General features: G+C 41.5%; 22 protein-coding genes. 18 read left to right on the top strand and 4 right to left on the bottom strand.

Annotated elements, in window-relative coordinates; all coding sequences use genetic code 11:
- Positions 1 to 80 precede the first annotated feature (80 nt).
- The 8 genes from ilvA to ACY8DX_RS12425 all read left to right on the top strand — a co-directional run bounded on the left by ilvA (position 81) and on the right by ACY8DX_RS12425 (position 7918).
- A complete protein-coding gene (gene ilvA / locus ACY8DX_RS12460) occupies positions 81 to 1349 on the top strand; it encodes a threonine ammonia-lyase IlvA (protein ID WP_462405300.1) in 1269 nt (422 codons plus the stop codon).
- Between the two features lie 122 nt (positions 1350 to 1471).
- Entirely contained in the window at positions 1472 to 1666 is a 195-nt protein-coding gene (locus tag ACY8DX_RS12455) for a twin-arginine translocase TatA/TatE family subunit (RefSeq protein WP_049670653.1), read from the top strand.
- Positions 1667 to 1748: 82 nt separating this feature from the next.
- On the top strand, positions 1749 to 2501 hold the full coding sequence (gene tatC, locus ACY8DX_RS12450) for a twin-arginine translocase subunit TatC (protein WP_049670654.1): 753 nt from the start codon (positions 1749 to 1751) through the stop codon (positions 2499 to 2501).
- 155 nt (positions 2502 to 2656) lie between these two features.
- Positions 2657 to 3499, top strand: coding sequence for a DegV family protein (locus tag ACY8DX_RS12445; protein ID WP_049670655.1), 843 nt, complete (start codon positions 2657 to 2659; stop codon positions 3497 to 3499).
- Between the two features lie 491 nt (positions 3500 to 3990).
- The gene (locus ACY8DX_RS12440) at positions 3991 to 5580 is read left to right on the top strand and encodes an ATP-binding protein (RefSeq protein ID WP_462405299.1); all 1590 of its coding nucleotides are present in this window, start codon (positions 3991 to 3993) and stop codon (positions 5578 to 5580) included.
- A gap of 107 nt (positions 5581 to 5687) precedes the next feature.
- Entirely contained in the window at positions 5688 to 6272 is a 585-nt protein-coding gene (locus tag ACY8DX_RS12435) for an SCO family protein (RefSeq protein WP_462405298.1), read from the top strand.
- A 208-nt stretch (positions 6273 to 6480) separates the two neighbouring features.
- The gene (locus ACY8DX_RS12430; protein WP_462405297.1) at positions 6481 to 7341 is read left to right on the top strand and encodes an SGNH/GDSL hydrolase family protein; all 861 of its coding nucleotides are present in this window, start codon (positions 6481 to 6483) and stop codon (positions 7339 to 7341) included.
- Positions 7322 to 7918 (top strand): YpmS family protein, encoded by a 597-nt coding sequence (locus tag ACY8DX_RS12425; protein ID WP_462405296.1) that lies wholly within the window; start codon positions 7322 to 7324, stop codon positions 7916 to 7918. Before ACY8DX_RS12430 ends, ACY8DX_RS12425 begins: the two co-directional genes overlap by 20 nt.
- 45 nt (positions 7919 to 7963) lie before the next feature.
- Here the strand turns inward: ACY8DX_RS12425 and ACY8DX_RS12420 are convergent, their stop codons facing one another.
- Positions 7964 to 8713, bottom strand: coding sequence for a DUF4397 domain-containing protein (locus tag ACY8DX_RS12420; protein WP_462405295.1), 750 nt, complete (start codon positions 8711 to 8713; stop codon positions 7964 to 7966).
- Positions 8714 to 8837: 124 nt separating this feature from the next.
- On the opposite strand from ACY8DX_RS12420, the gene msrA reads away from it, so the two are divergent.
- Entirely contained in the window at positions 8838 to 9353 is a 516-nt protein-coding gene (gene msrA / locus ACY8DX_RS12415) for a peptide-methionine (S)-S-oxide reductase MsrA (protein ID WP_462405294.1), read from the top strand.
- A 6-nt stretch (positions 9354 to 9359) separates the two neighbouring features.
- Positions 9360 to 9788, top strand: a complete 429-nt coding sequence (gene msrB / locus ACY8DX_RS12410; RefSeq protein WP_462405293.1) for a peptide-methionine (R)-S-oxide reductase MsrB — start codon at positions 9360 to 9362, stop codon at positions 9786 to 9788.
- A gap of 124 nt (positions 9789 to 9912) precedes the next feature.
- Here msrB and ACY8DX_RS12405 read toward each other — a convergent pair whose 3' ends face one another.
- Positions 9913 to 11022, bottom strand: coding sequence for an SGNH/GDSL hydrolase family protein (locus tag ACY8DX_RS12405; RefSeq protein ID WP_462405292.1), 1110 nt, complete (start codon positions 11020 to 11022; stop codon positions 9913 to 9915).
- Between the two features lie 153 nt (positions 11023 to 11175).
- Here ACY8DX_RS12405 and ACY8DX_RS12400 point away from each other — a divergent pair, with 153 nt between their 5' ends.
- From ACY8DX_RS12400 to ACY8DX_RS12365, 8 genes are all read left to right on the top strand, one after another.
- Positions 11176 to 11355, top strand: coding sequence for a YjcZ family sporulation protein (locus ACY8DX_RS12400; protein WP_049670663.1), 180 nt, complete (start codon positions 11176 to 11178; stop codon positions 11353 to 11355).
- A gap of 295 nt (positions 11356 to 11650) precedes the next feature.
- Positions 11651 to 11881, top strand: coding sequence for a YozE family protein (locus ACY8DX_RS12395; RefSeq protein ID WP_462405291.1), 231 nt, complete (start codon positions 11651 to 11653; stop codon positions 11879 to 11881).
- 105 nt (positions 11882 to 11986) lie between these two features.
- Entirely contained in the window at positions 11987 to 13729 is a 1743-nt protein-coding gene (locus tag ACY8DX_RS12390) for an ATP-binding protein (RefSeq protein ID WP_462405290.1), read from the top strand.
- Positions 13730 to 13905: 176 nt separating this feature from the next.
- Complete coding sequence (locus ACY8DX_RS12385) at positions 13906 to 14589, top strand: hypothetical protein (protein WP_049670666.1); 684 nt, start codon at positions 13906 to 13908, stop codon at positions 14587 to 14589.
- A 152-nt stretch (positions 14590 to 14741) separates the two neighbouring features.
- Positions 14742 to 15062, top strand: coding sequence for a YodL domain-containing protein (locus tag ACY8DX_RS12380; RefSeq protein WP_049670667.1), 321 nt, complete (start codon positions 14742 to 14744; stop codon positions 15060 to 15062).
- Between the two features lie 99 nt (positions 15063 to 15161).
- Entirely contained in the window at positions 15162 to 15866 is a 705-nt protein-coding gene (deoD, locus tag ACY8DX_RS12375; protein ID WP_049670668.1) for a purine-nucleoside phosphorylase, read from the top strand.
- A 91-nt stretch (positions 15867 to 15957) separates the two neighbouring features.
- Entirely contained in the window at positions 15958 to 16755 is a 798-nt protein-coding gene (locus ACY8DX_RS12370; protein WP_462405289.1) for a M15 family metallopeptidase, read from the top strand.
- Positions 16756 to 16802: 47 nt separating this feature from the next.
- Complete coding sequence (locus tag ACY8DX_RS12365) at positions 16803 to 18305, top strand: S41 family peptidase (protein WP_462405288.1); 1503 nt, start codon at positions 16803 to 16805, stop codon at positions 18303 to 18305.
- A gap of 152 nt (positions 18306 to 18457) precedes the next feature.
- Here ACY8DX_RS12365 and ACY8DX_RS12360 read toward each other — a convergent pair whose 3' ends face one another.
- Complete coding sequence (locus tag ACY8DX_RS12360) at positions 18458 to 18706, bottom strand: hypothetical protein (protein ID WP_462405287.1); 249 nt, start codon at positions 18704 to 18706, stop codon at positions 18458 to 18460.
- Between the two features lie 193 nt (positions 18707 to 18899).
- A complete protein-coding gene (locus ACY8DX_RS12355) occupies positions 18900 to 19145 on the bottom strand; it encodes a DNA alkylation repair protein (RefSeq protein ID WP_462405286.1) in 246 nt (81 codons plus the stop codon).
- Positions 19146 to 19175 lie beyond the last annotated feature (30 nt).

Genomic DNA, 19175 nt, shown 5'->3' with positions numbered 1-19175 from the left:
TGAATTTTCTAATTATTCTGTTGATTTATCTTGGAGACCTGCTATAATTTACAAATTAAGAAAAGTTTGGAGGAAAGACAATGAGTCATCTAGTTAAGGCAAAACAGGGTGTACAGGTGGAACAAATTCTAATTGCTTACCAGAAACTTAAGGAAAAGGTGGCTCATACCCCTTTACAGCTGAATCAGCGGTTATCAGAGAAATATGGCTGCCAGGTCTTTTTAAAAAGAGAAGATCTGCAGCATGTCCGTTCATTCAAGCTTCGCGGTGCCTTCTATGCCATGATGAGTCTCTCAGCGGAGGAATTGAAAAACGGGGTTGTGTGTGCAAGTGCGGGGAATCATGCACAAGGTGTGGCTTATGCCTGTCATGAACTGAAGGTATACGGCAAGATTTATATGCCGACGACAACGCCTAAGCAGAAGATTAATCAGGTAGCGAAGTTCGGAAAGGAATTCGTGGAGATTATTCTCTCGGGTGATACATTTGATGATTCTTATGCAGAGGCCAAGAAATGTGAGGAAGCCGATGGCCGCATATTTATACATCCATTTGATGATGGGAATGTCATTGCCGGTCAAGGGACGGTGGCAGTGGAAATTTTGCATGATAGTGAAGTCCCTGTGGATTATGTGTTCGCCAGTGTAGGGGGCGGCGGTCTTATGGCAGGTGTCTCATCTTATATGGCAAGTGTCTCTCCAGCCACGAAGTGCATCGGAGTGGAACCAGCAGGTGCTGCCTCTATGAGGGAGTCCATCATAAAAGGGAAAATCATTAAATTACCTGAGATTGACAGCTTTGTGGATGGGGCTGCTGTAAAGGAGGTCGGCTTGAAGACCTATCAGATTTGTCAAAGCCTTCTGCATGATTGTCTAGTCGTTCCAGAGGGAAAGGTCTGCAGTACGATTCTTGAGCTGTATAATGAATATGCCATCGTAGCCGAGCCGGCAGGTGCACTGCCAGTGGCCGCCCTGGATTTCTATCGGGAGGAAATCAAAGGAAAGAATATTGTGTGCGTTATCAGCGGCGGAAATAATGATATTGGAAGAATGCAGGATATTAAGGAACGCTCTCTTCAATACGAGGGACTCTTGCACCATTTTATCGTGCATTTTCCGCAGCGGGCCGGAGCTCTCAGGGAATTTCTTGATGAGGTGCTTGGCCCGGGAGATGATATCACACGGTTTGAATATACGAAGAAGAACAATAAGGATAACGGTCCAGCGCTGGTCGGCATCGAACTCCAGTGTAAGGAAGATTATCCGGAATTGATGGAGCGGATGGAGAAAAAGGGCTTTTCCTTCCTTGTCGTGGAAAGCGGCAGCAGCCTCCATCAATTGTTAATTTGACAGTGTTCTTGACTGAACTTCCCTCTATTTTGTTGAAATATTGGTGAAAATAGCAACTAATTCTTTTCATATTTCCGAAAACTATTATAATGGGAAGTGAGCACCAAAATGGAGGGGATAGAATGTTGTCAAATATTGGGGTACCTGGATTAATCCTTATCCTGCTTTTAGCCTTAATTATATTTGGTCCAAAGAAATTGCCTGAGATTGGGAGAGCCTTCGGACAAACCTTGCGTGAATTCAAGAATTCGACTAAAGACCTGAGCAATGAAGTCATGAGTGACTTGGATGATTCAAAGAAGGAACCAAAAAAATAAGTCCATGACTATTAGATAGAGGTGTGAGGAATTCTTGCACCTCTATTAAATTGCTGCTAGAAGGAAGTGAATTCTCATACAGATGAATGAAAAAGAACTGAACATGGTAGAGCATCTGGAGGAACTAAGATCAAGGCTGATGATCACAGTAGGTGCTTTTATCTTATTTTTATGCCTGTCTTTCTTCTTCGTGAAGGATATTTACCGTTTTTTCACCCGGGATTTATCAGAAGAGCTTATTATCCTTGGACCAAGTGATGTTGTCTGGATTTATTTTATGCTGGCATCGGTAGTGGCTATTGCCTGCACGATTCCGGTCCTGTCTATGCAAATTTGGCTGTTTGTCAAACCAGCGTTAAAAGAATATGAGCGAAAAACAGCCCTTTTTTATATACCCGCCCTGTTTCTCTTGTTTATCGCGGGTTTGTGCTTTGGCTATTTTGTCATTTATCCGATTGTCTTGAATTTCTTGAATGAGCTGGGAGAAGGAGTGATGACAACGGCATACACGGCAGATCGCTACTTTAAGTTCATCATCAATATGTCCTTGCCGTTTGCTGTCCTATTCGAGCTGCCGGTTGTGATGATGTTCCTGACATCTCTCGGGATTCTCAATCCTTATGTCATGGGGAAGATTCGGAAATATGCCTACTTTGTCTTGATTGTGATTGCGGTATCGATTACTCCGCCGGAATTCCTGTCTGATTTCATTGTAGCCGTTCCGCTCTTGCTCCTTTATGAAATCAGTGTCAGTCTGTCAAAAATCGTCTATAAACGAAAGCTCCGCAAAGAAGCACAATACGAAAGGGAGCACAACCAGATACATGGAATATAAAGATAAATCAGGCCCTCTTCCCAGCACGGGGGAGGCCTGTTTTTCATTCATTCAAATTTCGGCAAAATCCTGCTATGTATGTGACAGAACACATTTAAATTTAGATACAAAACGTGTATAATGTTCGTAGTCGTATAAATATAGGAAGTGAAAACATGTCAAATATCAAAATTGTAACAGATTCCACTCTTGATTTGCCAAAGCAGATACTAGAAGAGAATGACATCATCGTAGTGCCGCTTTCAATTACCATCGATGGCCAATCATATGTGGATGGTGTTGATATTACCCCTGATGAATTTATCCTGAAAATGAAACAATCAGAGGAGCTTCCCAAAAGTTCACAACCTCCCGCAGGCCAGATTCTTGAAGTGTACAACTCCTTGACTGCAGACGGCAGTGAAGTAATCTCCATCCACATGACCTCTAAAATGAGCGGAACGGTGCAATCAGCTCAAACAGCTGCGCAAATGGCTGAGGGCAAAGTCACAGTTATAGATTCTAAATACATCTCCCACGGTTTAGCCTTCCAGGTGCTTGAAGCCGCTAAAATGGCGAAAGAGGGCAAAACCTCTGAAGAGATTATCAAACGGATGGACGAGATTCAAAAAGCAACAAGGCTATTCGTTGTTGTTGATACGCTCGAAAACCTCGTAAAGGGCGGACGAATCGGGAAAGGGAAAGCAATGATCAGCTCATTGCTTAACATAAAACCAATTGCTTCACTGGATACAGGGGAATACACACCTGTTGCAAAAGTGAGAAGCCAAAGTCAAATCGTTAAATACCTCGTCAAACAAATGCTTCAGGATACAGAAGGAAAAGAAATTAAAGGTATCGGAATAACAGAAGCTGATGCTATGGAATTATCCACTAAACTGAAGGAAGCTATTTTAGACGTTACGTCTCTGAATGATGTGGCAATCAACCCTACAACGCCAATTATCAGTACACATACTGGCGTAGGAGCGATTGGCTTCATGTATTACGCTGAGTAAGAATAGAGAAACCTCATTACTGCAGAATCAGCATGAACGATGTGCCGGGTCTGCAGTATTTTTTTGTTTTCCTCAGAATAGTTTATCTGCTTTAGGCCGTAATGTGTCCGACATGCTCTAAACAACAAGCGTAAAGACTTGAACATAGGAACAAGATAGAGATTACTTACGCTATAACATGATGGTCGTGAGTATATCGTCACCATGGATTGGGTACGAAATACATACTGGATAACGAACCTTATGATGAGGAAATGATTGGACGCTTCATCTAAGGAATAGACATAGGAAAAACCAATGCGATTTCGTCTTTCCAAATCAAAAGGTCCTAGGGGTCGAGTTGATTTTTTGTACTGATGGGCATGGTTCCTAGCTTGGAAATGGTGTCTTCATTCATAAATTATTTGATTAACTTAGGATAAAACACAGGATTTTTTTGGTATTTTGTCAAATAGTAGAGTATGATGACAGACTTATGTGAGGAACAAAAGATGAAACAACTCGTCCCCAATTTATCGGTAAAGATGAAAATATTAATTCTTACGGCGATGCTGCTTATTACGAGTATGATTTTGATGGCGGGAATTGCCTATAGGATGATTATTCAATATGAAGAAAATATACTAATGCAAAGAGCGGAGGAAATAGCAGACTTGCATGTCTCCTATATACCGAAAGAGATAGAGGGCATTTTACAGAGAGACCCTGATGAATTGACTGAAAGGGATTTTAATATCCTGAAGGGATATCTATCCGAGGTGATTGATCATGAGGCACCTGTTCTTTTGAATGCGTTTCTGCTGGGGTATTCGAAGGAAGAGGGGAGCTATAAGCATCTTGTATCATCAAGAGCGAATAGTCTTCCAAGCCTTTCTCGGCAAGAAACGAGGGAGGGACTTCATGAGCTCAGTAAGAATGGTCGTTCTGCCTCCTTTCTTTATGATTCCTCTGACAATGAGTCTGCTGTCGGATTAAAGAAGGTATCGATAGGGGACGGCTCTTCCTATATTCTTGGCATTAAGATTAACATGGAGGATGTTCAAGTAAATGATTGGAATGTGGCTAAAACCTTTATCATTGCTATGGTCTTTATTATTCTAATATGGATATTCATCATACGGGCGTTCCTTAACCGACTGCTCGAGCCTATTAATGTGCTTGTCGAGGGAGTGAAGAAGCTTAGTGACGGTAATTTCCATGTTAAACTCACTAAGCCTAAGGAACCGGACTTTCAGCCGTTATTTGACCAATTTAACTATATGGTGAAACAGCTCCAAATGCTGTTTGCTAAATTAGTAGAAACATCCTCTCGCATAGGAAAAGCGACAGATGAGGAGCTGCCAATCAGTACCTTTGATGATGCAATCAAAGAAATGGATAACATTGTCTATAATGCGTACATACAAAAGGAATTACAAAAGGCGGAGAAAATGAACGCCATTGGACAGCTTGCAGCATCGGTGGCTCATGAAATCCGTAATCCGATGACAGTTGTCAAGGGATTTCTCCAAATTCTTGAGGACAGACAAAGCATTGGAAATCAGGAAAAAGCATACATAAAGTTAATGATGGATGAATTAAACCGGGCAGAAGGAATTATCAATGATTATTTATCCATGACAAAGACTGATTTTGAATCAAAGGAAGAATTGTTACTTTCTGATTTTGTTATGCATATTGTTGACCTGATGAATGGGTATGCCTTAATGGTTGGCAATATCCAGCTTCACTATCATTTGGACTTTGACAGGCCAATCCATATTTACAAGAATGAAGTGAAACAGGTGCTGATTAATGTCATAAAGAATGGGATGGAAGCAATGAAAGAGGGAGGAGAGCTAAGCTTCACCGTCACATTAGAAGAACCTTATATCGTCTTTTCAATTGAGGATACCGGAACAGGCATGACAAGGGAGCAGGTGGAGCGGTTAGGAACGGCCTTTTATTCATTAAAAGATAAAGGAACAGGCATGGGCTTGATGGTCTGCTATCAAATCATGGAAAAGATGGGCGGAAGAATTGAAGTGGACAGTCAAAAGGGAGTAGGAAGCATTTTCAAGGTTTATGTACCGCATACATGAGCCTTACGAAAAAAAGGCAAATCCCTTTCTATATCTACACATTCTTGTTAATATTTAGATAGATAAGAAAGATTACGAATATGGGGCATACAGGGAGTTCAGTTCATATGAAATCATATATTAAAGCTTTAGTGCCATTATTGTTTGTTATTCTAGCTGCCGCTTGTTCAAGTGAACAGAAGATTCCTAATGCGACAGATTATGAGGTTGAATCCTTTACCTATACCAATCAAGACGGCAAGGATGTTTCTCTTGAAGACCTGAAGGGAAAGGTATGGGTGGCTGATTTCGTCTTTACAAACTGCAACACCGTTTGCTTGCCGATGACAGCCAACATGAAGAAACTCCAGGAACGAATTGAGGAGGAAGGATTAGAGGATGTTAAGCTGATCTCCTTCAGTGTGGACCCGGAGGTTGACAAACCGGAAGTATTAAAGGAATATGGCCAGCAGTTTAATGTTGACTTTACGAATTGGCATTTCTTAACGGGATACAGCCAAGATGAGATTGAGGACTTTTCTCTTGAAAGCTTTAAGGCAACTGTCCAAAAGCCGGACGGGAATGACCAGGTTATCCATTCTGTGAGCTTCTCCCTTGTAGACCAAGAGGGTAGAGTGGTTCAATCCTATTCAGGTTTGGATGATATCCCGATGGATGACATAATTCAGCATATAAAAATGTTGCAATTGTAATGGACAGGATATCCCTGTCTTTTTTTTATCAAAAGGCTTTGCGACAGATGAAATGTAGTTCATAGATACCTCTGCACCGTAAAGCAACAAATTAGATGAACAGAATCGTTCATAAAAAAAGTAATCATTACCATCCAGTTTTCCATAATGCATGGTGCTTTATGACATATGATATACAATAAGAGGACTATTCAGGCAGGTGACATCCATGTTAGACAAAAAAATGATTTCAATATTTCTTGTCACATTATTATTAGCCGGCTGCGGCGGACTGCCCTTTCTTAAGGGGAAGGAATCTGCGGAGCACTCCAAATCCTATTTAACGAAATCACTTAAGAAGGATATCCCGGATGATTTCATTCCGACAGAATTATCCGTTGTATCAGTAGGTGATTCGCTGACACAAGGTGTTGGCGCAAGTGATGACCAAGAAGGGTATATCCCCTATCTTTCTGCCTATCTGGAAACAAATCGGGGAATAAAGGAAGCAACTTTTACAAATTACGGCGTTCGTGGTAATCGAACTAGTGATTTATTGAATCGGCTTCAAGATGAACAAATAAAGCGTGACATAGAGCAGGCTGATGCAGTTGTCATCACTATTGGCGGCAATGATATTATGAAGGTAGTTAAAGAGAAATTTACCAATTTGACGATGGCAGATTTCTTAGAGGCCTCCGTTAGCTATGAGGAAAGAATTGAAAAAATCCTTAAGACAATCCGAAAATATAATCAGGAGGCTGAAATTTATTATATTGGGCTATACAACCCTTTCGGCAAATGGATGTCTGCCTTTAGTGAGCTTGACATCATTATGGATGACTGGAATGAGATTGGCATGGAAGTGACAAAGTCAGATTCGAATGCTTATTTTATCCGAATTGATGATATTTTTGCAGCATCCGATGAGAATCTGCTGTATCAGGAGGATTATTTTCATCCGAATGATCGGGGGTATGAGCTGATTGCTGCTCGCATTTATGAAGAGATGAAAGAAAAGACTGTTGATAACATGTATGCTGTTGGACAAAGGAATGGGGTGGCCAATAATGAAGAAGTGGATGAGTGAGTGGGGATTGTGGAAGTCATTGTTCTTTGCCTTGCTAGCCGTCAATCTTGTGATTGCCGGTGTGCTGTTTTACTGGATGACAAGGCCTATAAAGGATACAGGAGCTTTGGAGAAACTGAATGAGAACAAGGAAATGGTGAGCATTCCTTTCTCCTCAAATAAGGAAGATTTGAACAGGATAATTAATCATTATATTGATGAAGAGGCTGCAGACAGTCCGATTGATTACGAGGTATTGCTGACAGATAAATTGGAGCTGTATGGTACATTAAGTGCCTTCGGAAAAGATGTGCAATTGAAAGTATTATTTGAACCGTATACAACAGATGACGGAAATATCCTTCTTCGCCACCGTTCCATCCAAATTGGCGAGATGAATCTGCCGGCCACTTTCGTGCTGAACTACATCAATGAGAAATATAAGATGCCGGAATGGGTTACCATCAACCCGGCTGAGAAGACCATTTATTTATCATTAAAAGAAATGGACTTAAAGAGCGGGATAACAGTGGAGGCGAAGAAGTTTGACCTTCGCAATGATGATATCCAGATGAATTTGCTGGTTCCCGTTGAATAAAAGCATGATAAAGAGGCAGCAATGAAGATTGCATGCCTCTTTTTATTAATGCAGAAGGGTGATTCCGAGGGTTTCATCTGCATCTTCGTAGATAATCATCGTATACACTTTGTCTGGTTCAAATTGAATGAAGCCGCTTTGGTGAAGAAGCTCGCCTTTTTCGGGATTTTTCAGCTCAAATTCAATGGTCATAGGGGTCAGTCCTAAATAGTCTGTCTGATGCTTGTAGGGAAGACTCGGATAAAGTACATCCCGGCCCTTCACGCCGATTTGGAGAATGTCATGTGAGGGAGCAAGGTGAAGAGTCTTCACTTTTGATTCATTATGGGGAACCGTATGGTTTTCCGGTATCACGACCAGCCGTGGATCATCCTCTTTCCCCGTCAGGACAACTGTATTAGGTGTATCGCCAATCGTAATTTTCCTGTGCATGATTAAAGGATAGGTCGTTCCTGATGGAAAGACCTCAACATAATAGGCGCCTGGTGTTAAGGATAAGTAAGAACTGGCTGAATTGAAGGGCATATCCTTAAAGGTTTTCATGCCGTTAATATACATGTCTACAGTACCGCAAAAAGAGGAACCGTGGTAAAAACGAATCTTGCATATGTTTTTTATTTCTTCCAAATTATGTGTATAGTGATGGTAAGAAGGCATATAATTCTGCCCTGCTGAGCCGTTGTGTCTGTTAAGCCATGGGTAGAATCCTGACCGGGACGGCAGGGACTGAGAAGGGTACAGATAAGGCGGATAAGGATTGGCGGCCATATTACTCACTCCTGTCATTACGTTCATTTATGCTACCTATATGCGGAAGCAGGGAAAGCGGTGACTTAAAGAATAGGCAAGAAAGCAAATTAGGAGTATAGTAAGGAGATATCAAGCTATTTATCATACATAATATACTGGAGGGATTAGAATGGAAAAAGCAATTTTTGCCGGAGGATGTTTTTGGTGTATGGTTAAACCCTTCGATACATTCCCTGGAGTACATAAGGTTGTATCAGGCTATACAGGCGGCCATAAAGAAAATCCTACTTATGAAGAGGTATGTTCGGGCACAACCGGTCATGTTGAGGCTGTAGAGATTACATATGATCCTAGTCTTATTACTTATAAGTCCATTGTTGAATTATTTTGGCAGCAAATTGACCCAACTGATGCAGGCGGTCAATTCTGTGATCGAGGCGATTCATACAAAACAGCAATCTTCTACATGACTGAGGAGCAAAAGGCAGCTGCTGAGGAATCGAAAAGAGACTTGGCTGAAAGCGGTCGTTTCCAAAAGGAAATTGTTACACCAATTCTTCCAGCTAAAACCTTCTATCCGGCAGAGGATTACCATCAGGATTTCTACAAAAAGAATAAGGAGCATTATGAATCTTATCAGGTCAGCTCTGGCAGAGCCGGCTTCATTAAGGAGAATTGGAGGTAAGGCTATATGGGGAAATACACGGAACGCATTAACCAATTGAACGAGATGCAGCGCCATGTGACCCAGAGCAATGGGACAGAACCGCCGTTCCGTAATGAGTATTACCGGACAGAAGAGGATGGCATTTATGTTGACATCGTCTCCGGAAAGCCTCTTTTCAGCTCGAAGGATAAGTATGATGCCGGCTGCGGTTGGCCAAGCTTTACTAAACCGATTGATGAGGATGAAATCCTGGAAAAACAGGACCTCAGCCATAATATGATTCGGACTGAGGTGAGAAGCAAGGAAGCGGACTCCCATTTAGGCCACGTCTTTCCGGATGGCCCGGGTCCGGCTGGATTGCGCTACTGCATTAATTCTGCCGCCTTGCGTTTTATACCGAAGGCTGACCTTGAGAAGGAAGGCTACGGAGAATATTTACGGCTATTTGAATAAAGGGGCTTATAAAACGTTCCGCCTGATTCTCCTAAGAGATTCAGGCGGATTTTTTTTGGATGAAAGGATCAAAAAAAGAAGACTAGACGGTGTCTTAGTCTTTGTATATCTTCTATAGAAATAGTTACTCCATTATTTCCTTTTCGAGAATATTTGCTGATATGATGCCTCCCAATTGGAACGGTTTTTCATCGAGTCCTTTAAATCGGTGACCATCGTCATTCATCATAAACTCAATTTGATGCTGCCCTTCCTCGAGCCCTGTCGCAAGAATAATATAGCGCTCCTTCACTAATGGCCAGTTCGTGTTAATGGTCTTGTAATACTGATGGTCAATGAAGACGTCTACCATGCCGCCGTTTGGATTACGCTTAATGATGGCACCTACCGTATTGCCTTCAATTTTATAGCGGATGGAACTGCCTTTCTCTCCAGCGGTCCAGTAACTGTCAGCATACATAAAGCCTTTCTGGGAATCAATCGTCTTTGTTAGATGAAAAGGAGTATCGCCTTGAGTGTACAACGACTCCTCCAATGCCGGTGCTTTCCTGTTTGGGTAATCCTCCAACATCGCGAGAATGGTGTTTGCATACAGTTCATATCCCCGTCTGTTAGGATGAACCTGATCCTTATTCAGTTTTTTCACAGAAATGCCTGATTGGGCGTATGCTGCTCGCATATCAATTGGTATCGCTCCGTAGTGATCACTTAAGATTTGAATTTGATCCGCAAAGCCTTGAACGTTTAAAGGGCTTTCAATGAATGTTATGATTTCAGCGTTCGGTGCTCGGACCTTTGCTTCGCGAATTAATAGCTCATAATGCTTAGCGAATTCTTCTGTTTCCATATATTTTCGGTCATTTTCTCCAAAAACCAGGAAAATGATATCGGCAGGAATGAGTAGTTCTGAGTTTCTCAGCTTGTATAATCCTTCAAAAGCTGTTGCTCCACTCTGAACAATATGCTGGCCCTCCATTCTGGCACCATATCTTTGTTTGACCAGCTTCTCCAGTTGGCCGTGCCAGCTATCCCGCATTGTTTCAGCCCCGGCTCCTCTACCGATGCTGTCACCAACAACTACATAATAAATGGTATTGCCATTGTTCAGTTTTTCGGATAGGGTTTGATCCACCATTTTGACCGTGTCCGGACGCAACGAAAGGATTAAGATGACAATGATGGCAATTAGGAAGGAAAGTACAAAAATAGTATGTTGTTTCAACTTGACGGTCATAAAAACCCACCCTCCCGAACGTATCTGGTTCCATATTACCTAGTTTATGGATAAAAAACAATCTAAATATGGGCGAATGCACATACCCAGAGGGCAGTTAGCTCATATAGTAACAGTGTAATTGAGACCTTTTAAAAGGAGTTGGATGTTCGAATGTACGGTAATTTTGGAGGCGGCTGCAATCCTTGCGGCTATGGATATGGTGGCGGATATGGCTACGGTGGCGGTTATGGATATGGCTGCGGCGGAGGTTTCGGTTCTGGTTTTGCATTAATTGTTGTTCTCTTCATCTTGTTAGTCATTATAGGCGCTTCCTTCTATTGTGGCTGTTAATGATGGAGAAAAAGGACGGTAAATCCGTCCTTTTTTTACATATTGCAGCTTAGAGAACAGATAGAAATATTCATGACCAAAAATGGTGTTCATTACCATAACGGGCTTAAATCATGTATACTGATACATACAGGATAGGTTAAAAGTTATAGGTTTCATAGCTATGCCTCTTGGTTTCAGGAAATCGGCCCGCTATTTGACAAAATGGCTGCAGGCTGTTAGCTTTCCAGATGTAGCATAATCATTCTCATTTATGTATGATGATTATGGTCAAAAGTAAGCCAAGAGAGTGGAGATGAATAAGATGAAATCCTTTTATCAATATTTAATGACATACAGAAATGCCTTGAAGAAAACGGAAATGTCCTTGTTCGCCGAAAATGTGTTTTATGACCACGGGTTTCCGAAGAATTCCTCTGATTATCATGAAGTCAGCCATTATTTAGAAATGAATGGCGATTATATTCTTGATATGAGTCTTTTTGATGAGGCGTGGAATGCGTACCTGCAGCATATGGGGGAATAAAATGGACCGGACCGGCAGAACAAATGAATGGTTCCCTGTTTGAATTCTTGGGTGATTTTCTATAACTTCTGTTCTGGAATCTGAGGAAGGAAACAGGTGCTTTTTATGCCAGGACGATTACAAACACGACTGCTGTACTATTCGCTCATTATCTCTATTATTCCAATCGTGTGTATTGGGTTTACCTTCTTCCTTAATCAAAAGCATCTGCTGGAAAATCAGGCGAAGGCGACTTTAAAGACTGCCTCCTACCATGCGGCAGATACAACCAATATGTTTATCGAAGAGCGGATGAATGACTTGAAATATTTAAGTCAAAACTCCGGCATTACGAATAATAATAAAACGGAATCATTGAAACTACTTGATGAATACGTAAAGCTGAAGCCGGTTTATTCCGGTTATACATATGTTACCAGCGCGGGTGAGATTTGGCGGGAAACGTACCCCTTAGAGACTGGAGAGGCGCTCCTTGAAAGTGAATCCTTTGTACGTTCCATGAATGGTCAGCCTTTCTTGTCAAAGGTTTATACAGTGGAGGGAGAGAAACCTTTCTTTTGGATCAGTACCCCGGTGTATACGGAGGATAATGAGATAGCTGGAATATTTGCTCCATCCTTTAATATTTACTATTTATGGGAGACTGTAGCTGCTAAACTTGAATTAGAGCGGGAGAAGCTCCCTTATACTGCCTTCATGATCAATAAGGACGGCTGGATTGTCACGCATAAAGATGAGAAAGAGATTATGAATCGCAATTTCATCGAGGAGAATGATTTGTCGCCTGAGCTTATCCATCAGGCTGCCTTAAAGAGGAAACTGCTGGAATCAAATGATGGAAAGAGTTTTTATACGGTTAATCCTATTCGAACAAAGGCACTAGCTGAAGAAGATTGGTATATCGTGACGACAACGGAAAAGAAAGCAGTCTATGCTCCATTAAGAGGGCTGCTCAGTCGATACCTGCTGATCAGTATCCCTATACTTGGTGCCATTATTGCTGCTGCATACTATATGACGAAGATTATTATAAAGCCGGTCGAGGACATGGTTGGACGTGTAGAGAAGTATTCAAGGGGTGAGAAGTTCTCTCGCACAGAAAGCGCCTATCATGAGATTAATGTCTTGAATCGCAGCTTTCAGTCAATGGTGGAAGCAATCGAACAGAGGGAAAAGGAGCTTATTCGCACAGAAAAGCTGAAATATGTCGGCCAGCTAGCCGCTGGAGTAGCTCATGAAATCCGAAATCCTATCACGACGATACGCGGCTTCTTCCAGCTGTTGAAGGACCATCCATATGATGAAAAAGTATTTAGAAATTATATTGATATTATTATAGAAGAGTTAAACCGCATGAATGGCATTGTGGGAGAGCTGCTGAATTTATCTAAGCCCTACCAATTGATTGTGAAGGAACATAATGTAAATGAGCTCATGGACGAAATTATTCTTCTGCAAAAAGGAGAACTTTACAGGAAGAATATTAAGATTCTGCGAGAGAATGAATGTGATAAATTGATCTGCACGGATCGAAATAGATTATTCCAGGTTATTATTAATGTGATTCAGAACTCGAAGGATGCCTTTCAAAAGGAAGGCAGCATCCGTATTTCCTTTGAAAGCACGGATGATACAGTGAGGATTATTATCGCTGATGATGGTCCTGGCATGCCAAAGGGTGTTTTAAGCAAGATTGGCACACCCTTTTATACAACGAAAGAGCATGGAACAGGGCTTGGTATTGCAACAAGCATGAAGATAATGGAAGAGCTTGAAGGCTCATTTGAAGTAACGAGCAGGATAGGAAAAGGAACGAGAATTGTACTGACCGTTCCGGCAAAGAAATAATCATACGAAGAGCAGGGAGCTTTCTTATCAAAAGAAGGCTGCCTGCTTTTTTCGACTGGTTCAAGGAAAACAGCTTAAGGCTTATGCATTAATAAGATAATTATAGGCTATCCGCATCAATCTTCCTTGCATATAATGATAAAAAACTTTACCCGATCTGCAAGGGGTGGCAGCTAGTGGGCAAACGAAATAAACCGAAGTTTGCGGTAGGAGATTCCGTCGTTATCTTAGTGAATGGCATTGTCGGTGTCGTTTCAAATGTAAAAGAGTTTAATCAGGCCTTCCTGTATGAGGTGCAAGGAGCGGAAGGGGTATATACAGAATCCGCACTCATTCATTTACAGGAATTTGAAGGTTTATTGTTTGATGCAGAACAAATCAACATTGATTATAAGTTTTTTTTCGGTGATTTAGTACAGGTAAAGGGATACGGAAAGGACATATTTAAGGTCATTGGGTTTCGGACAGAAATATGGCGCTACCAGGAGGAATCTTGGGAGGATGTCATTTATGAGCTCTCCAGAATTGACGATGAGGAATGGCTCGAGTGCAGTGAGGACGATTTAAATTTCCTGGCAGATGCAAAGGATGCCGATGCGTTTCTGGCTAAATATCAAGAACCACAGAGGAATACCCAAAAGGGCAAGCGAAAACGGAAGGAATTACTGGAACTGCCGAATCCTGAAGGGACAGAGGATGACCATCAAATCATGGTCAATCATCTACTTGATATTTATAATGATTATCGGATTTTAAAAGAATTTTTCGGTGATGAGAGCTATGAGAAGGTTATGAAGACAGCTGTTAAGAAATTAAAGAAGCTGGTCAGTCAGAAGCAGGATAAAAAAGAACCGCATTAGATTAGGAGCTATTCGAGACTATTCGAGTAGTTCTTTTTTTTCATTTTGACAGTCTTATCGGCATTCGACAAAACTAGAATAATTTCATCAGAGGATTTTCCGATAAGAATGTGCAATTAATATAATCATAATGATTCAAGGAGGGGATAGTTATGTTGAAATCAAAGAGATTGAGCTGGTCAGCCTTGAGGAAAAAAGATTATGAAATAGCCTTGTTCCAAACGGAGCATCCAAGGGATAGAAAGGGCTATCGAATGGTTTACCGCGGAATCATCAATGCGGAAAGCCATTTTGATGTAGTAACAAAGGTATTTAAAATGTTTAATATAAAAGATCTCATCCCTAAAAACTATCAGGGAAGAACGGTCATGAGCGGAGATATTATCATGATTGTAGACCATTATGAAAAGAAGCGGTATTACAGGCTTCAATCTGGCGGATGGACTGAGGTTAACCGCTTGCATGTGTGCTGAATTCTGAATAGTCAGCTTTTTTTCATTTTAAAGCGCTTATGATATAGTAATCTTTGAATAGAATCACGTTATATCCAACTGTAAGGAGGAAATTCAAAGATGAGTGTACATATCGGAGCGAAAGAAAATGAAATCGCAGAAACAGTGCTACTTCCAGGAGATCCGCTGAGAGCAAAATATATTGCTGAAACCTTTTTAGAGAATCCTGTTTGCTATAATGAAGTAAGAAATATGTTTGGTTACACAGGTACGTATAAAGGTAAACGTGTTTCCGTCCAAGGGACTGGAATGGGCGTGCCATCCATTTCTATATACGTCAATGAACTTATGTCCAGTTATAATGTTCAGAAATTAATCCGTGTCGGTACTTGCGGAGCCATTCAAAAAGATGTAAAGGTCAGAGACGTCATTCTTGCCATGACATCCTCAACCGATTCAAACATGAATAAACTCTTGTTTGACGGCATCGACTATGCGCCGACTGCCAATTTTGATTTGCTGAAGAAAGCATATGATACTGGTATTCAAAAAGGCCTCAATCTAAAGGTGGGAAATGTCTTTACGGCAGACCAATTCTATAATGATAAAGCCAATCATGAGCTATGGGCACAATACGGTATCTTGGCTATCGAAATGGAAACAACAGCTCTCTATACATTGGCTGCAAAATACGGCAGACAGGCGTTGTCCATCCTTACGGTCAGCGATCACATCCTGACAGGGGAAGAGACAACAGCAGAAGAACGACAAACGACTTTCAACGATATGATAGAAGTAGCTTTAGACGCTGCTATTGAAGTATAATAGAAAGAGTGTGGAAGGCTTCGGTTTAATCCGAAGCCTTTATCCATTACATACGAAGAAGATAGAGATTGAAAGATAAGGGATGAGAGCATTGAAAAAGACACTTCTTGCATTAATGACATCAACGGCATTGCTTCTAACAGCATGCAATAATTCGTTATTGGGGACCGAGAGCAAGGAAGAAGCAGAAGAAGCGGCAAGCATGCAGGAAACAGAAGGTGAACAAGAAGAGGCAGCACCGGAAGAAGAGTATGCACTGACAGCAGAGATGCTGAATGTAATCGAAACCGAGGACGGGGTAAACTTTATTCAAAATCCAGAGAATATTCAAGTACTGGTCAATAAGGATTATAGCCTCCCAATCGGATACCGTCCGGGAGATTTGGTTGTTCCTGAGGTAAAATTCTCATTTGATGAAAAACACGAAAAGAAACTCATGAGGAAAGAGGCAGGCGAGGCATTAGCGGAGATGTTTGACGCAGCTTCAGAAGAAGGGGTAGAAATCGTTGCTGTGTCCGGCTTCCGTTCTTATGAGCGTCAGGAACAGCTATATACAGCTGAAGTAGCAGCATCTGGTGCAGAGCATGCTCAGCAAGCTGTAGCAGAGCCGGGAAAAAGCGAGCATCAAACTGGATTGACCATGGATGTCTCTAGTGCAGAGAACAGTTTTAATCTAAACCAGGATTTTGGTAAAACGGCGGCAGGGAAGTGGCTGGCAGAGAATTCATCAGAATACGGTTTTATCATCCGTTATCCGGAAGGAAAAGAAAGCATCACCGGTTATATGTACGAGCCTTGGCATGTCCGCTATGTTGGCATAGATGTCGCGAAAGACATTCATTCACTAGGACTGTCTTTTGAGGAATATGTCCAGCTTGTGGAAGAATGAAACCAACTTTTGGTATAATGAAGTGTGTTTTCACTTGATATGATATTGTGAAAGTGGTGAGTCAATTGGATAAGGAGCAAGAACAAGGACAGGAGCAGCAAGCGAATGACGGCCCAGAGAAAAAAGGGTACATAAAGGTTAAGTGGATCTATATCGTCTTAGGTGCACTGGCACTTGTACTACTGACGGTCGGCACAACGGTTTACCTTCTTACGGAAAAGGCACAATCGAAATCCGGTAGTGGAGGTTCACTTCTATCAACTAATACGGATGGAGACTTCTCCAAGCTTTATGAAGTGTATAATACACTAGAGAATTATTACTTCGAGGATGTTGATGAGGAAGCACTTGTAAATGGTGCCATTAACGGTATGGTTGAGTCCCTTGATGATCCATATTCTGATTTCATGTCTACGGACGAAGCGACAAGCTTCCATGAAAGTATCTCTTCTTCCTTTGAAGGAATCGGGGCAGAAATTCAGCAAGAAAATGACCAAATTGTGATTGTTTCACCTATCAAGGGAGCACCTGCTGAGGAAGCTGGTTTAAAAGCTGGTGACATTATTCTTGAAGTGGATGGTGAAAGCCTGCAAGGAATGTCATCAAGTAATGCGGTCTTGTTAATCAGAGGAGAAAAAGGCACAAAAGTGACTTTGACCATTCAGCGTCCCGGCCAATCCGATACAATGAAGGTTGAAATCGTCCGCGATACGATTCCAATCGAAACTGTCTATGCAGAGACAGTCTCAAATAATATTGAAAAGATTCAAATTACGAGCTTCTCCGAGCATACTGCTGAAGAGCTTGAAAAAGCATTAAAGAGTGCGGAAAAGGATGGGGCAAAAGGGATTATTCTTGATTTAAGACAAAATCCTGGAGGCCTTCTCGACCAAGCTCAGGAAATTGCGAATATGTTTGTGGATGAAGGGAAAATCCTTTATCAGGTGGAATACCGAAACGGCAAGAAAGAGGTCACAAAAGCGACCGGGAACGGTTATAAGGTCAGCCTTCCAACTACTGTATTAATTGATGAAGGAAGCGCTAGTGCCTCTGAGATAGTTGCTGCGGCTTTGAAGGAATCAGCTGATATACCTTTGGTCGGCATGAAATCATTCGGAAAAGGCACCGTCCAATCCGCACAGGATTTCACAGACGGCTCCAATCTGAAATTCACGACCGCCAAATGGCTGACGCCGGATGGAAACTGGATTCACAAGAAGGGCATCAGCCCGGATGTGAAGGCTGAGCTCCCTGAATATGCTAACTTGACCTATGTTGATCCTGAAAAGGAATGGAAGGAAGGAGCATCCTCTGCAGATATTGAAAACATAGAGAAAATGCTGGAGGCCCTTGGGTTTAATCCAGGTAAAGTGGACACATCTTATGATGCTGCCACAGCATCAGCGGTTAAACAATTCCAAAAAAATCAGGGAATCAAGCAAACCGGCATTGTCACTGGAGAGACAACGACAAAACTGATGAACGAGCTTCGTGAGAAGATTAATTCAGATGATCCACAGGTAGAAGCAGCTGTGAAAGAACTGAAGTAATAATAAAGAAACCGTCATACCTATAGAGGGATGACGGTTTTTTTACTTAATAAAGCTATTTATAATAGGAGGATTGTATGCGGTAAGGAAAGCATGACAGGTTTGTGGAATGGTTACTCTTTAAAAGGGTTCATGTGAAATTGAGGAGGAGATTATAGCATGCTATTTATGTTTTTAATGTTGGCTTCACTTATGATCGCCATTTTAGCCATTCGTATAAAGAAAATCATCCTTCTTTTTGTATCGGCTATACTTATCTTGCCTTTGTCCTTATATCTTTCAGCTACACCCCTATTTGAAAGATGGGGGCTTATCTTCCCCATATTGTACATTAGTGCAGCAGTTTCACTGGCAAAGAAGGCGGTATGGCTATCAATGTTGCTAACAGCTGCTAACGCCATTCTGTTAGGATTGATGATAGTGATAATTTTTCAGTAATAATCAACGTTATTAATGTTCTCTGTTTAGGAAAAGGGGAAAAAGAAGTCGAACAAGTAGGGCTGGCTCGACTTCATTTGTGACAAAAGGGTGAAACCATTGCCCTGCATATGAAAAGTGAGATACACTACAGAAGGAATAGTATCCCTTATATGTCTAATTGTTCCGTAAGCCGAAGGCGATAAATGTCTTCTCATCTTCAATCAATCCGCAGGATGCACATTGCACTCGTATACCGGGTCCGTTGTAAGGCAGATGGTAAGCCTCAAGCTCTTCATCTGAATACATTTGCACAATGGTCCCTGAGTGTGGGTCAAGCTTTACATAGATAGGGGTTTGCTCAATAACATTGAAGCGGGAACGGTTTGTTTTACAATTAGGGCAGCAATATGGATGTGACATGACAAACGACCTCCTTTTCAACCTATTTTC

This window comes from Gracilibacillus sp. Marseille-QA3620 (assembly GCF_054950035.1).
This window is presented reverse-complemented; position numbering and strand designations above follow the sequence as displayed.

What these genes read in the sequence shown, in the direction of transcription:
- deoD (WP_049670668.1), top strand. Translation starts at nt 15,162, where the DNA reads ATGAGTGTACATATCGGAGCGAAAGAAAATGAAATCGCAGAAACAGTG.
- ACY8DX_RS12420 (WP_462405295.1), bottom strand. Translation starts at nt 8,713, where the DNA reads ATGAACGTAATGACAGGAGTGAGTAATATGGCCGCCAATCCTTATCCG.
- ACY8DX_RS12355 (WP_462405286.1), bottom strand. Translation starts at nt 19,145, where the DNA reads ATGTCACATCCATATTGCTGCCCTAATTGTAAAACAAACCGTTCCCGC.
- ACY8DX_RS12390 (WP_462405290.1), top strand. Translation starts at nt 11,987, where the DNA reads ATGCCAGGACGATTACAAACACGACTGCTGTACTATTCGCTCATTATC.
- msrB (WP_462405293.1), top strand. Translation starts at nt 9,360, where the DNA reads ATGGGGAAATACACGGAACGCATTAACCAATTGAACGAGATGCAGCGC.
- ACY8DX_RS12435 (WP_462405298.1), top strand. Translation starts at nt 5,688, where the DNA reads ATGAAATCATATATTAAAGCTTTAGTGCCATTATTGTTTGTTATTCTA.
- ACY8DX_RS12380 (WP_049670667.1), top strand. Translation starts at nt 14,742, where the DNA reads ATGTTGAAATCAAAGAGATTGAGCTGGTCAGCCTTGAGGAAAAAAGAT.
- ACY8DX_RS12430 (WP_462405297.1), top strand. Translation starts at nt 6,481, where the DNA reads ATGTTAGACAAAAAAATGATTTCAATATTTCTTGTCACATTATTATTA.
- ACY8DX_RS12440 (WP_462405299.1), top strand. Translation starts at nt 3,991, where the DNA reads ATGAAACAACTCGTCCCCAATTTATCGGTAAAGATGAAAATATTAATT.
- tatC (WP_049670654.1), top strand. Translation starts at nt 1,749, where the DNA reads ATGAATGAAAAAGAACTGAACATGGTAGAGCATCTGGAGGAACTAAGA.
- ACY8DX_RS12395 (WP_462405291.1), top strand. Translation starts at nt 11,651, where the DNA reads ATGAATAAGATGAAATCCTTTTATCAATATTTAATGACATACAGAAAT.
- ilvA (WP_462405300.1), top strand. Translation starts at nt 81, where the DNA reads ATGAGTCATCTAGTTAAGGCAAAACAGGGTGTACAGGTGGAACAAATT.
- ACY8DX_RS12455 (WP_049670653.1), top strand. Translation starts at nt 1,472, where the DNA reads ATGTTGTCAAATATTGGGGTACCTGGATTAATCCTTATCCTGCTTTTA.
- ACY8DX_RS12400 (WP_049670663.1), top strand. Translation starts at nt 11,176, where the DNA reads ATGTACGGTAATTTTGGAGGCGGCTGCAATCCTTGCGGCTATGGATAT.
- ACY8DX_RS12425 (WP_462405296.1), top strand. Translation starts at nt 7,322, where the DNA reads ATGAAGAAGTGGATGAGTGAGTGGGGATTGTGGAAGTCATTGTTCTTT.
- ACY8DX_RS12405 (WP_462405292.1), bottom strand. Translation starts at nt 11,022, where the DNA reads ATGACCGTCAAGTTGAAACAACATACTATTTTTGTACTTTCCTTCCTA.
- ACY8DX_RS12360 (WP_462405287.1), bottom strand. Translation starts at nt 18,706, where the DNA reads ATGGCGTTAGCAGCTGTTAGCAACATTGATAGCCATACCGCCTTCTTT.
- msrA (WP_462405294.1), top strand. Translation starts at nt 8,838, where the DNA reads ATGGAAAAAGCAATTTTTGCCGGAGGATGTTTTTGGTGTATGGTTAAA.
- ACY8DX_RS12445 (WP_049670655.1), top strand. Translation starts at nt 2,657, where the DNA reads ATGTCAAATATCAAAATTGTAACAGATTCCACTCTTGATTTGCCAAAG.